Raw genomic sequence first — 12,953 nt, 5'->3', positions numbered from 1 at the left:
ATCGCCGTCGCATCACTCGGGCGCGAGCATATGGTAGAACTGCCGCCCGCCGAACAGATGGACGTGAAGGTGGGGCACTTCCTGATGGCCATGACCGCCGATATTGGCGAGCAGGCGATAGCCCGGCTCGACCAGACGATTGTCTCGCGCGACCTGCCCGACGGCACGGACGAAGCCCGCAATCTCCGCATCCGACGCCTTGGCGGAAAAATCCTCCCACGACACGTAGCGGCCCTTGGGGATCACCAGGATGTGAATCGGTGCCTGCGGATTGATGTCGTGGAAGGCGAGCGCATACTCGTCCTCGTAGACGTTTCTCGACGGGATCTCGCCGCGCAGGATCTTGGCGAAGATGTTGGCGTCGTCATAGGGCAGGGTGGCGTCGATCGGCATCATCCCCTCCGGATGCGGCGGCGTGAGGCGGGGGCCGGCCCGCCCAGCGCGATGCCCGGCGCCGGTTCGGGAGCGGCGGGCGCAGATAGCGGCTTTGGCGCCGCTTCGGCTTCGGGGGCGATGGTGCGGGAGGCCTTCTCGTCGAGGCCAGATACGCCCTCGCGACGATCGAGCTCGGCCAGCACTTCGGCCAGTGGCACTCCGCTCGCATCCAGCAGTACCAGCAGGTGGAAGAGGAGATCGGCCGCTTCGCCGGTCACGGCCTTCGGATCGCGCTGCATGGCGGCGATCACCGTCTCGGTCGCTTCCTCACCGAGCTTCTGCGCGATCTTCGGCAGGCCATTGGCGAACAGCGAGGCGGTATAGGAGGAGCCGGCGTCGGCGCCCTTTCGGGCGGCGATGGTGGCGGCGAGCCTGTTCAGCGTATCGACCATGCCGGCCGCCTTATGGGGCGGCCGGTGGTCGGGTCAACAGTTAGAAGGGCTCAGGCGCGGCGCTTGGCGCGCGCGTGGAGCTTCCGGCCGATCACGACGCCGGCGGCGCCCATGAGCAGCAGGATCGCGTCCGACGGCTCGGGAACCGAAGTGCCGCCCGACGACGAGGAGGTGGTGGTGCCGCCCGACGAACTCGGCATGCCGCCCGAAGTGGTCGTGGTGTTGCCGCCCGAGGTGGTCGTGCCACCGGACGTCGTGGTGGTGGTGCCGCCCGACGTCGAGGTGTGGCCGCCCGACGTCGACGTCGACATGTAGCCTCCCGTGGTCGACCCCCAGCCGCCCGAGGTGGACGAGGACGAACCGCGATGACCGCCGGCCTGGGCCGGAGCGGCAGCGATCGCCGCGAGGGCGGCGGCCGCGAAAAGCGTGTGCGCGAACTTCATGAGCGAATCCCTTTCGACCCTGACAATGTCGCCCCCGACAGCGAATCATGCGTTGCGACAAACGGACGTTACAGGTGCGCCCGTCAGAATCGGGAGCGCAATCGCCGGCACCTGTTTCGAAATGGGGCGGCTTCAGCTGCGGACGGGCAAACCGGCGTTTTTTAGGGCCTTATGGGCATCGGCGACGCTGTGATGACCGAAGTGGAAGATCGACGCGGCGAGCACGGCCGAGGCGTGGCCTTCCGTCACGCCATCGACGAGATGATCGAGATTGCCGACTCCGCCGCTCGCGATCACGGGCACGGAAACGGCATCCGAAATCGCACGGGTGAGCGCGAGGTCGTAGCCGTCCCGGGTTCCATCACGATCCATCGAGGTGACGAGCAGCTCGCCGGCACCGCGCGAGGCGAGGTCGCGGGCGTGGGCGACGGCGTCGATGCCGGTCGGCTTGCGTCCGCCATGGGTGTAGATTTCCCATCTGCCGGGCGACACCTGCCGCGCATCGATCGCGCCGACCACGCATTGCGCGCCGAATCGCTCGGCCATCTCGCCGACCAAAGCGGGCCGGGCCACGGCGGCGGAGTTGACCGCCACCTTGTCGGCGCCGGCGAGCAGCAGGGCGCGGGCATCCTCCACCTTGCGGACGCCGCCGCCCACGGTGAGCGGCATGAAGCAGACCGATGCGGTGCGCGCGACCACGTCGAGGATGGTGCCGCGCTCCTCGTGAGAAGCTGTGATGTCGAGGAAGCAAAGTTCGTCGGCTTGTGCGGCGTCATAGACCCGAGCCTGCTCGACCGGATCGCCGGCATCGGCGAGGTCGACGAAGTTCACGCCCTTGACCACCCGCCCGCCGGCGACGTCGAGACAGGGAATGACGCGGACGCGGACGGTCATCCCGCCGCCATCCTGAGCGCCTCGACCAGATCGAGCCGGCCGTCGTAAAGTGCGCGGCCGGTGATGACGCCCTCTATCCCGCCCTCGACTATGCCGGAACGGGCGATCATCAGCGCCTCGATATCCTCGATCCCTGCGACACCGCCGCTGGCGATGACGGGGATGCTGCTCGCGTGCGCCAACGCCTGCGTGGCCTCGACATTGCAGCCCCGGAGCAGCCCGTCACGGCCGACATCGGTGAACAGCAAGGCTGCGACGCCGACATCGGCGAAGCGCTCGGCAAGATCCACCACGCGGACCTCGGAGACATCCGCCCAGCCCTTGGTGGCGACGAAGCCGTCACGCGCGTCCACCGCGACGACGATCCGGCCGGGCAGGTCCCGCGCCGCCTGCTCGACGAAATCGGGATGGTCCAGCGCGGCGGTGCCGATCACCACCCGGTCGATGCCCAGCCCGAGCCAGCGATCGACCGCCGTACGGTCTCGGATGCCGCCGCCGAGCTGCACTTTGCCGGGAAAGGTCGCGACGATGCTCTCAACGGCCGATGCGTTCACGGCCTTGCCGGCGAAGGCTCCGTCCAGATCGACGACATGGAGGTGCGTTGCGCCTCCTTCGGCGAACAGCTGCGCCTGATGCGCCGGATCGTCGCCATACACGGTGGCGCGGTCCATATCGCCTTCGGCTAGGCGGACGACCTGGCCACCCTTGAGGTCGATGGCGGGAAAGACGATCAGCGGCGCGGTCAAGGTTTCCACTCCAGAAAACGCCCGAGAAGCGCCAGCCCGTAGGCCTGACTCTTCTCGGGATGGAATTGCACGCCGAGCATGTTGTCGCGCCCTACGGCGGCGGTGACGGGGCCGCCATGATCGGTGGCGGCGATCAGCTCGGAGGGATTGGTGACGTCGAAGGCGTAGCTGTGTAGGAAATAGGCCTCGCCCGGCACGATCAGCGGATGCGTGCACGCCGGCACGACATCGTTCCAGCCCATGTGCGGCACCTTGAGGTCCGGTACATCGGGCAGCTGGCGCACAGTGCCCTCGACCCAGCCCAAGCCGGGGAAGATGCCCATTTCCTCACCGGCATTGGCCATCAGCTGCATGCCGACGCAGATGCCGAGGAAGGGCGTGCCCCGATCGACCACCCGCTCGTTCAGCGCCTCGATCATTCCGTCGAGCGCCGAAAGCGCTCCCATGCAGGCCCCGAACGCGCCGACGCCGGGCAGGACGATGCGGTCTGCGGCCCGGACGACCTCCGGATCGGCGGTGACGGCCACCTCGGCGGCGCCCGCCGCCTTCAGCGCATTCTCCACCGAGCGCAGGTTGCCGGCGCCATAGTCGATCAGCGCGAGGGTCACCCGCCCAGCGTTCCCTTGGTGGAGGGGATGGCGTCGGCCTTGCGTGGATCGATCTCCACCGCGCCCCTCAGCGCCCGGGCGAGACCCTTGAAGGCGCTCTCCGCGATGTGATGGTTGTTGGTGCCGTACAGCGTCTCGACATGCAGGGTCAGGCCGCCGGTCTGCGCGAAGCTCTGGAACCAGTGCTCGAACATCTCGGTGTCCATCTCGCCCAGCCTTTTCTGGCTGAACTCGGTCTTCCACACGAGATAAGGCCGGCCGGAAATGTCGATCGCCACACGCGTCAGCGTCTCGTCCATAGGCGAGAGCGCGTCGGCGTAGCGGCGGATGCCCTTCTTGTCACCCAGCGCCTTGGACAGCGCCTCGCCGATCGCGAGGCCGGTATCCTCGACGGTATGGTGCTGATCGATATGCAGATCGCCCTTCGCCTCGACCGTCAGGTCGATCAGCGAATGACGGGAGAGCTGCTCGAGCATGTGATCGAGGAAACCGATGCCGGTGGAGACGGCATAGCTGCCCGTTCCGTCGAGATCGAGCTCGACGGCGATCCGGGTTTCGGTCGTTTCGCGGCGGACTTGCGCGCGACGCATGGCGTTCCCCCTGGGCTTCAGGCGCGGTCCTCATAGCGCGACACCGCCGTGACGCAACGATCTTGACCATAGCGACGGGCACGTTCAGGTACGTCCCCATGACCGACGGTACCGTGCCAGATAGCCTGATTCCCTACGACGAGATCGTGCAGGAGGCGCTGCGCGCCGTCGTCGGCCGCGTGCTGGGCGAGGTGGAGCGTGGCGGCGGCCTGCCGGGCGAGCACCATTTCTACATCACCTTCAAGACGCAGGCGCCGGGCGTGGACATCCCCCAGCACCTGATCCAGCGCTTCCCCGACGAGATGACCATCGTCATCCAGAACCGCTTCTGGGATCTGAAGGTGGAACCCGATGCGTTCGAGGTCGGCCTGAGCTTCAACCAGGTCCCGGCCAAGCTGCACGTTCCCTTCGCCGCGGTGACCGGCTTCGTCGACCCGGCGGTGAACTTCGCGCTGCAGTTCCAGGCGCAGTCCGAGGACGGCGAGGCCGAGCCCGGCGAGCCCGAGAACGACACGCCGATCGCCACCAGCGAGGACGGATCGAACGTCGTGTCGGTGGATTTCACGCGGAAGAAATAGGATTCGGGCCGTCCGGCCTGCGATTTCAGCGATAGTTTGCGTAGCGTATTCTCCAACCCCGGGGGTTCCCAGATGATACGCACTGTCCTGATGGGCGCGGCCGCCTTTGCCGCCTTTGCTTCTGTCTCCGCCGCTGGCGCCAAGATGTACGTCGACTACACGCCGGAGAAGGGCGCATGGGAGATCAACGCCGTCGAGGTCGATCCCAACCATGTCGACGATTATCTGGTCGGCTTGCGCCACACCCAGATCCCGCTGTTCGAGATCCTGAAGAAGCATGCGCTGATCGACGACTACAAGGTCGTGGTGCGCAACGGCTACACCAAGGGTAGCCCGAACGTGCTGATCGAGACGCACGTGCCGAGCCTGGCATTGCTGGAGCCGGACAAGGCGCGAGACATGATGCTCGAAAAGGAGATGCTCGCGACCCTGCCCGAGGAACAGGGCAAGGCGGCGATCGCCGGCTACGAGAAGTACCGCCAGTTCCTCGATGACGCCTATTGGAGCGAAGTGACGTTCGCGAAATGACCGTGTCGGGGAGGGCGAGTCCTTCCCCGATGCCTTGAATTGTCACGGGCGCATGCCAGCTTGGGGCCTCGACATCAGGAGGCCCGACCATGACCGAGACTCGCACCGAAACCGACAGCTTCGGGCCGATCGAGGTGCCGGCCTCCGCCTATTGGGGCGCGCAGACCGAACGCTCGATCCACAATTTTCCGTTCGGATCGCAGGAGCGGATGCCGATTGGCATCATCCACGCGCTGGCGATCGTGAAACAGGCGGCGGCGCGGGTGAACCGGGCGCATGGGCTCGATGCGGAGATCGCCGACGCGATCGAGAAGGCTGCGGCGTCGGTGGCGGCGGGGGAGCATGACGACCAGTTCCCGCTGGTGATCTGGCAGACCGGATCCGGCACCCAGAGCAACATGAACGTCAACGAGGTCATCGCGGGCATCGCCAACGAAGCGCTGACGGGGAAGCGCGGCGGCAAGTCCCCGGTCCACCCCAACGATCACGTCAACAAGAGCCAGTCCTCCAACGACAGCTTCCCGACCGCGCTGCATGTGGCGGCGGCGCTGGCGGTGACGAAGCGGCTGATCCCGGCTCTCGATTCGCTATGCGGTGAACTCACGTCGTGTCGCGATGCATGGGACGATATCGTGAAGATCGGCCGGACGCATTTGCAGGATGCGACTCCGCTGACCTTGGGCCAGGAATTTTCCGGTTACGTCCAGCAACTGCGCAACAACTATCAGCGGCTCCGGGCGGTGTTGCCGCGCCTGCATCTTCTGGCGCAGGGCGGCACGGCCGTAGGTACGGGCCTGAACGCTCCCAAGGGCTTCGATGTGGCGATTGCCGACGCCATCGCGGAGTTGACGGGCGAACCGTTCGAAACCGCCCCCAACAAGTTCGAGGCGCTGGCATCCAACGACACGCTCGTGGAGCTTTCAGGGGTGCTCAACACGTTGGCCGTGTCGCTCTCCAAGATCGCCAACGATATCCGCCTGCTCGGCTCGGGGCCGCGCTGTGGCCTCGGTGAACTCAAGCTGCCGGAGAACGAACCCGGCAGCTCGATCATGCCGGGCAAGGTCAACCCGACCCAGTGCGAGATGGTGACGATGGTCGCCGCGCAGGTGATGGGCAACCATGTCGCCATCACGATCGGGGGGCTACAGGGGCATATGGAGCTCAACGTCTTCAAGCCGCTGATCGGCGCCAACGTGCTACGCTCGGTCGAATTGCTGGCAACCGCGATGGACAGCTTCCGCGAGCGCTGCGTCGAGGGGCTGGAGCCGGATCGCGCACGGATCGCGGCTCTGCTCGATCGCTCGCTGATGCTGGTGACGGCGCTTGCGCCCGAGATCGGCTACGACAATGCCGCGAAGATCGCCAAGCACGCACACCACGAAGGACTGACGCTCAAGGAGGCGGGGCTGGAACTGGGGATGGTCGATGCCGAGACGTTCGACCGCGTGGTGAAGCCGGAGACGATGCTGGGGCGGTGAGAAAGGAAATCCTCCCCCGCCAGGGAGGTGGCGCCCGCAGGGCGTCGGAGGGGGCGGGCGGAGAGGATCTCGCTTGTTAAACTCCGCCGTTTTCCCCTCCGTCACGCTTCGCGTGCCACCTCCCCCTGACGGGGGAGGATCGGATCACCCCTTGCTCAGCAATCCGCCCAGACCGCGCGCGACATTCTCGATCGTGTAGGGCTTCTGCAGCACCGGCGCGTCGGCATGCGCCTCCGGCAGTCTCGCCTGCTCGCCATAGCCGGTGGCGAAAAGGTAGGGTACGCCCATCGCCTTCAGTCGGTCGGCGATCGGCATGCTCGTCTCGCTGCCGAGGTTGATGTCGAGGATCGCCAACGTCGGCTGGAAACGGCGCAACTCGTCCATCGCGACCGGCACGGTGGAGGCGGTCGCCACGCTCTCTGCGCCGAGGCGGGTGAGGATGTCCTCCGCGTCCATCGCGATGATCAGGCTGTCCTCTACCAGCAACACCGGGCCGGAGATCAGCGGGCCCGCGGCGGTGGCTGCCGGCTCCTCGGCTTCAGCGACCGATGCGGTCACCTTCGCGACGCGCTGCGTGACGTGGCGTTCCGGGATAGCGAAATGGGCCGAGAGGCCGAGCGGCAGATATTCGACGCTTGCCTCGCCGCCGAGGTCGTAGGGGATCGATCGGCGGATGATCGTGCTGCCGAATCCCTGTCTGGTCGGCGCCTGCACGACTGGGCCGCCGCTCTCCTGCCAGTCGAGCTGGAGCCAGCCCTGGCCGTCGACCAGCCATCGCACGTCGACATGGCCGTTGTCGGAGAGCGCGCCGTATTTGGCGCTGTTGGTCATCAGTTCGTGGAGCACGAGCGCCAGCGTCGAGAAGGCGGTCGGCGCGAGCAGTATCTCCGGCCCCTCGGTGCGCACCCGCGTCGCCTTGCCGGCGAGATAGGCAGCGGCCTCGGTCTCGATCAGGCCGCGCAGCGGGGCGGGGCCCCAATTGTCGCTGGTAATCTGGTTGTGCGCGCGGGCGAGCGCATGGATGCGGCCGTCCAATTCGATCACGTAATCGTCGATCGAACCCGAGCCGCGCGTCTGGCGGACGAGGCCGCGGATCAGCGAGAGGATGTTGCGGACGCGATGGTTCAATTCGGCGATCAGCAGTTCCTGCCGCTCGGCTGCCTGCTGGCGCTCGGCGTGCGCCTCGTCGGACATGCGCAGCACCACCTCGATCAATGTCGCGCGCAGCGATTCGGCGACCTGCCGCTCCAAATCGGAAAAGGGCTGCGACCGGCCGCGAACCGTCTCGCTCCATGCCTCGAAGCTTTTGCGTGGGGAAAGACGGTCGCCGTTGGGGCCGAATTCCTTGGGCAGATAGGGATCGCCCGCCCAGCGCACGGTCCGAATGATCTCCTGTCGGAACAATACGACATAATCGCGGGGCGAACGCGAAATGGGCAAGGCCAGCATCCCGGCGGCGCGATCGGACCAGCGTTCTGCCTCCGGAAAGAAAGCGGCGATCCGGTCGGTGGCGAACACCTTTCCGGCGGTGGTGCGGTTGAGTTCGCGCGTCAGGCGCAGGAAGCTGTCTTCGTCGGGCGCCAGGCCGGCGATGGCGATATGGCCGTTGATGACGACGCCGATGCCGTCCGCTGGGATCGCGTCGCCAAGCGTTTCCGCTAGCCAGGCCGGATCGTCACGCAGCGAGGCGTCTCCGGCAAGCTGGACCAGCAGCCGTTCGGATACGCCACGTGCGCGCTCGGCATAGGCGGCCGATTCGCGCCGTTCCAATGCCTCCAGCTTCATCGCGAACATCTGACCGAACAGCTCGGACAGCGAACGCCGCTCGAGGCCGGGACAGCGTGCCGAATAATGGTGGCAGGCGAACAGACCCCATAGCCGCCCCTCGATCATGATCGAGATGGAGAGTGACGCGCCGACGCCCATATTGCCGAGATATTCGATGTGAATCGGCGAAACCGCGCGCAACACCGAGAGCGAGAGATCGAGCGGTGCGCCGCGCTCGTTGAGCGTCGGGATCACCGGCACCGGCACGCTCTTCACGTCCGCTATGATGCGGAACAGGTTGCGGTTGTAGAGCGCACGCGCCTGCGCGGGGATGTCGGTGTGCGGGTAGTGGAGGTGGAGGAAGCTGCCGATGCCGCTGCGCGCCGCCTCGGCCATCACCTCGCCATTGCCGTCTGCGTCGAACTTGTAGACCATCACCCGGTCGAAGCCGGTGAGAGCGCGCACCTGCCGGGCGCCCTCGCGCAGGAAAGCCTCCATGGTCCTCGCCTGGTCGAGCCGGGACATCATCGAGCGGATCGTGCCGGCGCCGTCGCCGAGCTCGGGCTGGCTGGGTTCCGCCTCGATGACGATCCCGCCGTCTGACAGGTGGAGAGCCACGTCGAACGGCTGCTCGACGCCAGCCAGCTTCAGCCCGAACATCCGCTCGGTGGCGTCTGCGCCACGCAGCAGCGCGACACGGTTGCGGATGGCGTGGACGGCCTCGGCACCCAATATGTCGGTGACGGGGCGGCCGAGCAATTCATCGTGCGCGACGCCGATGAAGTCTGCCGTATTCGCCGAAGCCCGCGCGATCAGCCAATCGGAGGACAGCGCGAGCAGGAAACCGAAGGGCTGGATCAGTCCCGGGATGTGGATCGGTTCGCGATCGCAGTTGGTCAGATCGACCTGGTCCCGAACATCGCTCACTTAATCGGTCGCTCCCCTGACCATCTTTCCGGCCTGCTCGAACAAGCCGAACGTCGCACGGGCGCTTTCGGTTGCGTGCGCGACGTCTTGGGGGAGGGGAAGCGCCTTGTCGAGATTATCCAGAAATTTCCGCCAGCTACCGGGTGGCTGGGCCGATCCAAGATAAGATTTGGGCATGCCCTCCGGCACGGAGCGGGCGAGCAGGGCGCCGCCAAGGCGGGAACCCTCGATCACATAGGCCGCCCCCCACTGCGCTGCCGAGGTGTCGAGCGGCGGTGCGGAGAGAGTGGTAGGCATCGCTTCACCGATCGCCGAAAGATCGGCAGCGACGGCATCGCCCCGCTTGCGATCTGGCCAGTCCTCGAGCGTGCTTGCGAAGCCGGCCGCGTCCAGCGCCTGCTCGACCGCCGTCAGCGCCATCGCATGCGCCGTCAGGAACGCCCTATAATCCTGCGGATTGCTAAGTCGGAAACCGCCGAACAGGGCATCCAGCCGCCCGTGATCGGCCGCCGTTCCCTTGCGCAGCGCGGCCCGTGCCTCATGCATGCCGGCCGAACACCCGGTCGAAAATCGTGTCGACATGCTTGAAATGGTAGGCGAGATCGAACTTGTCCTCGATCTCCGCCTGGCTGAGCGCGGCGGTGACTTCCGGATCGGCCTTGAGCAGTTCGAGCAGCGACAGCTCGCCGTCCGATTCCCACACCTTCATCGCGTTGCGCTGAACGAGGCGGTAGGCATCCTCGCGGCTCACGCCCGCCTGGGTCAGCGCCAGCAACACGCGCTGTGAGTGGACGAGGCCGCCCATCTTGTCCAAATTCTTCTGCATCCGCGCGGGATAGACCAGCAGCTTGTCGATCACGCCGGTGAGGCGAGCGAGCGCGAAGTCGAGCGTGATCGTCGCGTCCGGCCCGATGCCGCGTTCCACCGAGGAGTGCGAGATGTCGCGCTCGTGCCATAGCGCCACATTCTCCATCGCCGGCGTCACCGCCGAGCGGACGAGGCGGGCGAGGCCGGTGAGATTCTCGGTCAGCACCGGATTGCGCTTGTGCGGCATCGCTGACGAGCCCTTCTGCCCCGGCGAGAAATATTCCTCCGCCTCCAGCACCTCGGTGCGCTGGAGGTGGCGGACCTCGATCGCCAGCCGCTCGATCGACGAGGCGACGACGCCCAGCACCGCGAAGAACATCGCGTGGCGATCGCGCGGGATCACCTGGGTCGAGACCGGCTCGGGCGCGAGGCCGAGCTTCTCGGCGACATACACCTCCACCTGCGGGTCGATGTTGGCGAAGGTGCCGACCGCGCCGGAGATCGCGCAGGTCGCGATTTCCTCGCGCGCATCGACCAGACGCTTGCGGCAGCGGGCGAACTCGGCGTGCGCCTCGGCCAGCTTGAGGCCGAAGGTGACGGGCTCGGCATGGATGCCGTGGCTGCGGCCGATCGTGGGAGTGAGCTTGTGCTCGATCGCGCGGCGCTCCAGCACGTCGAGCAGCTTGTCGACGTCGGCGATCAGGATGTCGGCGGCACGCTTCAGCTGCACCGCGAGGCAGGTGTCGAGCACATCGGACGAGGTCATGCCCTGGTGCATGAAGCGCGCCTCGTCGCCCACCTGCTCGGCTACCCAGGTGAGGAAAGCGATCACATCATGCTTGGTGACGGCCTCGATCGCGTCGATCGCGGCGACGTCGATGGCGGGCTTCGTCGCCCACCAGTCCCACAGCGCCTTGGCGGCCGAGGCGGGCACGACGCCCAGCTCGCCGAGCTTCTCGGTGGCGTGAGCCTCGATCTCGAACCAGATGGCGAAGCGGCTCTCGGGAGTCCAGATCGCCACCATGTCGGGGCGCGAGTAACGGGGGATCATACAGGGCCTCGGCGGATGCGCGGGAAAGTCGGCCGCGCGACTAGCAGAGGAGTCCCAAAGCGGCAACAAAACGGCGCAGGCGCGGAACGATCCGGCGCCGGGTTCATGCGTGGGCAAGGCGATGGCGCTATGGGGCGCGACCAAGGAGTATGCCACCATGTCGATATTGCTGGGCGCGTTGCTTGCGGCTGCCGCACCGGTCGCAACGACGTCCGTTGCCGCGCCGAAGCCGGCTCCCGCGAAGCCCGCCGCCCGACCGACGCGCGATCAGGTGATGGCCGCCGTCCGCGCCGAATGGCCAAAATACGACGCCGGCGCCAAGGGCAAGCTGACCCCGCTGGAGTTCAGCACGTGGGTGATGAAATCCCATGGTGCCACGGTCGCGCCGCGCGCCCATGCCGGCGGGATCGCGCCCGTCTCGGCGATGAACGCCTCGTCCACCGCCTTCGCGCGTGCCGATCTCAACCATGATGGGGGCGTGACGCCGGATGAGATGACGCGCTTCCTGATGACGCCACCGGTGCCGACTGCGCTGACGAAGGCGAAGATGGCGGCAAAGTCCACGGCGGCTGTCGCCACGCAGACAGCAACGGCGGTCGGAAACTGAACGGGCTCCGATCCGTTAGAATTCCTGATAGAAGCTGCTGATATCGAACCAGACCTCGCGCTTCGTCACGTTTTGCGGATCGCTGGCTTCCAGCATGTCGTAAGGCTTCTTGCCGATGACGAGATCCTGCGAATCGACGTGGAGGCCGAGCGTCGCGACGACATCGTACTCGTCTTTTACGCTTCGCGCCTCGAACGCGTTTCCTTGGACAAGCTATCGCGGTGCGCGAGGATATGCTGGATGCGCCCGTTGGGCGCCGCCGACGAAGCGGCGGCGGCGATCGCAAGAACAAGAACTCGATACATATCACGCCCCCTAGATCAGGCCCTGCCCCCGCAGGCTGACGTGGCCCTTGCTGCCGATGATCACGTGATCGTGCACCGCTAACCCTATGGAGCGCCCGGCCTCGATGATCTGCTGGGTCAGCGCGATGTCCTGGCGGCTTGGCGAGGGATCGCCGCTCGGATGGTTGTGGACGAGGATGATCGCCGCAGATCCTAGCTCCATCGCTCGTTTCACCACCTCGCGGACATGGACGGCGGACTGGTCGATCGAGCCTTCCGAGATGGTCTCGTCGCGGATCAGCATGTTCTTGGTGTTGAGGTGGAGTATGCGCACTCGCTCGATACCGATATGCCCCATGTCGGCCTGCAGATAGTCGAGCAGCGCCTGCCAGCCGGACAGGATGGGCTGGTCCGAGGCTTTCGTCTTGAGCAGTCGATGCGCCGCGGTACGCGCGATCAGCATCGCGGCGGCGCCCGATTCGCCGACGCGCGCCACTCGCATCAGTTCATGAGGCTTGGCGGAGAGAACGCCGCCCAGGCCGTTGAATTCGCGGATCAAGGCCTTGGCGATCGGCTTGGTGTCGATGCGCGGCATTGCCAGCATCAGCAGATATTCGACGATCTCGTAATCCTGCAGCGAGTCCGGCGCGTCGAGCAGGCGCGCGCGGAGGCGGGCGCGGTGTCCGGCGGCATCGGGCGGTGGCTCGCTCATCGAAAGCCTTGCTAGGGCAGGTAGAGCGCTTTGCGCAATGTGGCCGTTCAGGGCTGGGCAAGCGGGGGGCGGCTTGCTTATGCATGGGCGCAAGGTCCGGGTCGGG

The 12,953-nt window shown here is 66.4% G+C and carries 14 protein-coding genes and 1 pseudogene; 4 read left to right on the top strand and 11 right to left on the bottom strand.

Features of this window, described 5'->3' with window-relative positions; all coding sequences use genetic code 11:
* Positions 1–12: 12 nt before the first annotated feature.
* From HZF05_RS18305 to hisB, 7 genes and pseudogenes are all read right to left on the bottom strand, one after another.
* On the bottom strand, positions 13–393 hold the full coding sequence (locus HZF05_RS18305) for a histidine triad nucleotide-binding protein (protein WP_160363935.1): 381 nt from the start codon (positions 391–393) through the stop codon (positions 13–15).
* A gap of 125 nt (positions 394–518) precedes the next feature.
* A pseudogene (locus tag HZF05_RS18300) lies at positions 519–827 on the bottom strand (phosphoribosyl-ATP diphosphatase); the annotation flags it as partial.
* Positions 828–877: 50 nt separating this feature from the next.
* Positions 878–1,270, bottom strand: coding sequence for a PEP-CTERM sorting domain-containing protein (locus HZF05_RS18295; protein ID WP_181638913.1), 393 nt, complete (start codon positions 1,268–1,270; stop codon positions 878–880).
* A 132-nt stretch (positions 1,271–1,402) separates the two neighbouring features.
* Complete coding sequence (hisF, locus tag HZF05_RS18290) at positions 1,403–2,164, bottom strand: imidazole glycerol phosphate synthase subunit HisF (protein ID WP_160363933.1); 762 nt, start codon at positions 2,162–2,164, stop codon at positions 1,403–1,405.
* Positions 2,161–2,910 (bottom strand): 1-(5-phosphoribosyl)-5-[(5-phosphoribosylamino)methylideneamino]imidazole-4-carboxamide isomerase, encoded by a 750-nt coding sequence (hisA, locus tag HZF05_RS18285; protein ID WP_246332088.1) that lies wholly within the window; start codon positions 2,908–2,910, stop codon positions 2,161–2,163. Before hisA ends, hisF begins: the two co-directional genes overlap by 4 nt.
* Positions 2,907–3,518, bottom strand: a complete 612-nt coding sequence (gene hisH, locus HZF05_RS18280) for an imidazole glycerol phosphate synthase subunit HisH (protein ID WP_160363932.1) — start codon at positions 3,516–3,518, stop codon at positions 2,907–2,909. The genes hisA and hisH overlap by 4 nt, the downstream gene beginning before the upstream one ends.
* On the bottom strand, positions 3,515–4,108 hold the full coding sequence (gene hisB, locus HZF05_RS18275) for an imidazoleglycerol-phosphate dehydratase HisB (protein WP_160363931.1): 594 nt from the start codon (positions 4,106–4,108) through the stop codon (positions 3,515–3,517). The genes hisH and hisB overlap by 4 nt, the downstream gene beginning before the upstream one ends.
* 98 nt (positions 4,109–4,206) lie before the next feature.
* Here hisB and HZF05_RS18270 point away from each other — a divergent pair, with 98 nt between their 5' ends.
* The 3 genes from HZF05_RS18270 (at position 4,207) to fumC (ending at position 6,692) form a co-directional block, all read left to right on the top strand.
* Entirely contained in the window at positions 4,207–4,686 is a 480-nt protein-coding gene (locus HZF05_RS18270; RefSeq protein ID WP_160363930.1) for an SspB family protein, read from the top strand.
* A 72-nt stretch (positions 4,687–4,758) separates the two neighbouring features.
* Positions 4,759–5,214 (top strand): hypothetical protein, encoded by a 456-nt coding sequence (locus HZF05_RS18265; RefSeq protein ID WP_160363929.1) that lies wholly within the window; start codon positions 4,759–4,761, stop codon positions 5,212–5,214.
* A gap of 89 nt (positions 5,215–5,303) precedes the next feature.
* Entirely contained in the window at positions 5,304–6,692 is a 1,389-nt protein-coding gene (gene fumC / locus HZF05_RS18260; protein WP_160363928.1) for a class II fumarate hydratase, read from the top strand.
* Between the two features lie 144 nt (positions 6,693–6,836).
* On the opposite strand, the gene HZF05_RS18255 is transcribed toward fumC, so the two are convergent.
* From HZF05_RS18255 to purB, 3 genes are read right to left on the bottom strand one after another with little or no spacing between them, the layout of a single operon-like run.
* Positions 6,837–9,386, bottom strand: a complete 2,550-nt coding sequence (locus tag HZF05_RS18255) for an HWE histidine kinase domain-containing protein (protein ID WP_160363927.1) — start codon at positions 9,384–9,386, stop codon at positions 6,837–6,839.
* Positions 9,387–9,932 carry a biliverdin-producing heme oxygenase gene (locus tag HZF05_RS18250; protein WP_160363926.1) on the bottom strand — a complete coding sequence of 182 codons (546 nt, stop codon included), beginning with the start codon at positions 9,930–9,932 and terminating at the stop codon, positions 9,387–9,389.
* On the bottom strand, positions 9,925–11,244 hold the full coding sequence (purB, locus tag HZF05_RS18245; protein WP_160363925.1) for an adenylosuccinate lyase: 1,320 nt from the start codon (positions 11,242–11,244) through the stop codon (positions 9,925–9,927). Before purB ends, HZF05_RS18250 begins: the two co-directional genes overlap by 8 nt.
* Before the next feature lie 157 nt (positions 11,245–11,401).
* On the opposite strand from purB, the gene HZF05_RS18240 reads away from it, so the two are divergent.
* On the top strand, positions 11,402–11,851 hold the full coding sequence (locus HZF05_RS18240; RefSeq protein WP_160363924.1) for an EF-hand domain-containing protein: 450 nt from the start codon (positions 11,402–11,404) through the stop codon (positions 11,849–11,851).
* 315 nt (positions 11,852–12,166) lie between these two features.
* On the opposite strand, the gene radC is transcribed toward HZF05_RS18240, so the two are convergent.
* Positions 12,167–12,847 carry a RadC family protein gene (gene radC, locus HZF05_RS18235; RefSeq protein WP_160363923.1) on the bottom strand — a complete coding sequence of 227 codons (681 nt, stop codon included), beginning with the start codon at positions 12,845–12,847 and terminating at the stop codon, positions 12,167–12,169.
* Positions 12,848–12,953 lie beyond the last annotated feature (106 nt).

Source organism: Sphingomonas chungangi (assembly GCF_013778325.1).
In the GTDB taxonomy this organism is placed as follows: domain Bacteria; phylum Pseudomonadota; class Alphaproteobacteria; order Sphingomonadales; family Sphingomonadaceae; genus Solisphingomonas; species Solisphingomonas chungangi.
This window is presented reverse-complemented; position numbering and strand designations above follow the sequence as displayed.

Bases quoted from the DNA above. Each gene is read 5' to 3' on its own strand.
- purB (WP_160363925.1), bottom strand. From the start codon at position 11,244: ATGATCCCCCGTTACTCGCGCCCCGACATGGTGGCGATCTGGACTCCC.
- HZF05_RS18250 (WP_160363926.1), bottom strand. From the start codon at position 9,932: ATGCATGAGGCACGGGCCGCGCTGCGCAAGGGAACGGCGGCCGATCAC.
- HZF05_RS18270 (WP_160363930.1), top strand. From the start codon at position 4,207: ATGACCGACGGTACCGTGCCAGATAGCCTGATTCCCTACGACGAGATC.
- fumC (WP_160363928.1), top strand. From the start codon at position 5,304: ATGACCGAGACTCGCACCGAAACCGACAGCTTCGGGCCGATCGAGGTG.
- hisB (WP_160363931.1), bottom strand. From the start codon at position 4,108: ATGCGTCGCGCGCAAGTCCGCCGCGAAACGACCGAAACCCGGATCGCC.
- radC (WP_160363923.1), bottom strand. From the start codon at position 12,847: ATGAGCGAGCCACCGCCCGATGCCGCCGGACACCGCGCCCGCCTCCGC.
- HZF05_RS18240 (WP_160363924.1), top strand. From the start codon at position 11,402: ATGTCGATATTGCTGGGCGCGTTGCTTGCGGCTGCCGCACCGGTCGCA.
- HZF05_RS18305 (WP_160363935.1), bottom strand. From the start codon at position 393: ATGCCGATCGACGCCACCCTGCCCTATGACGACGCCAACATCTTCGCC.
- hisF (WP_160363933.1), bottom strand. From the start codon at position 2,164: ATGACCGTCCGCGTCCGCGTCATTCCCTGTCTCGACGTCGCCGGCGGG.
- HZF05_RS18265 (WP_160363929.1), top strand. From the start codon at position 4,759: ATGATACGCACTGTCCTGATGGGCGCGGCCGCCTTTGCCGCCTTTGCT.
- HZF05_RS18295 (WP_181638913.1), bottom strand. From the start codon at position 1,270: ATGAAGTTCGCGCACACGCTTTTCGCGGCCGCCGCCCTCGCGGCGATC.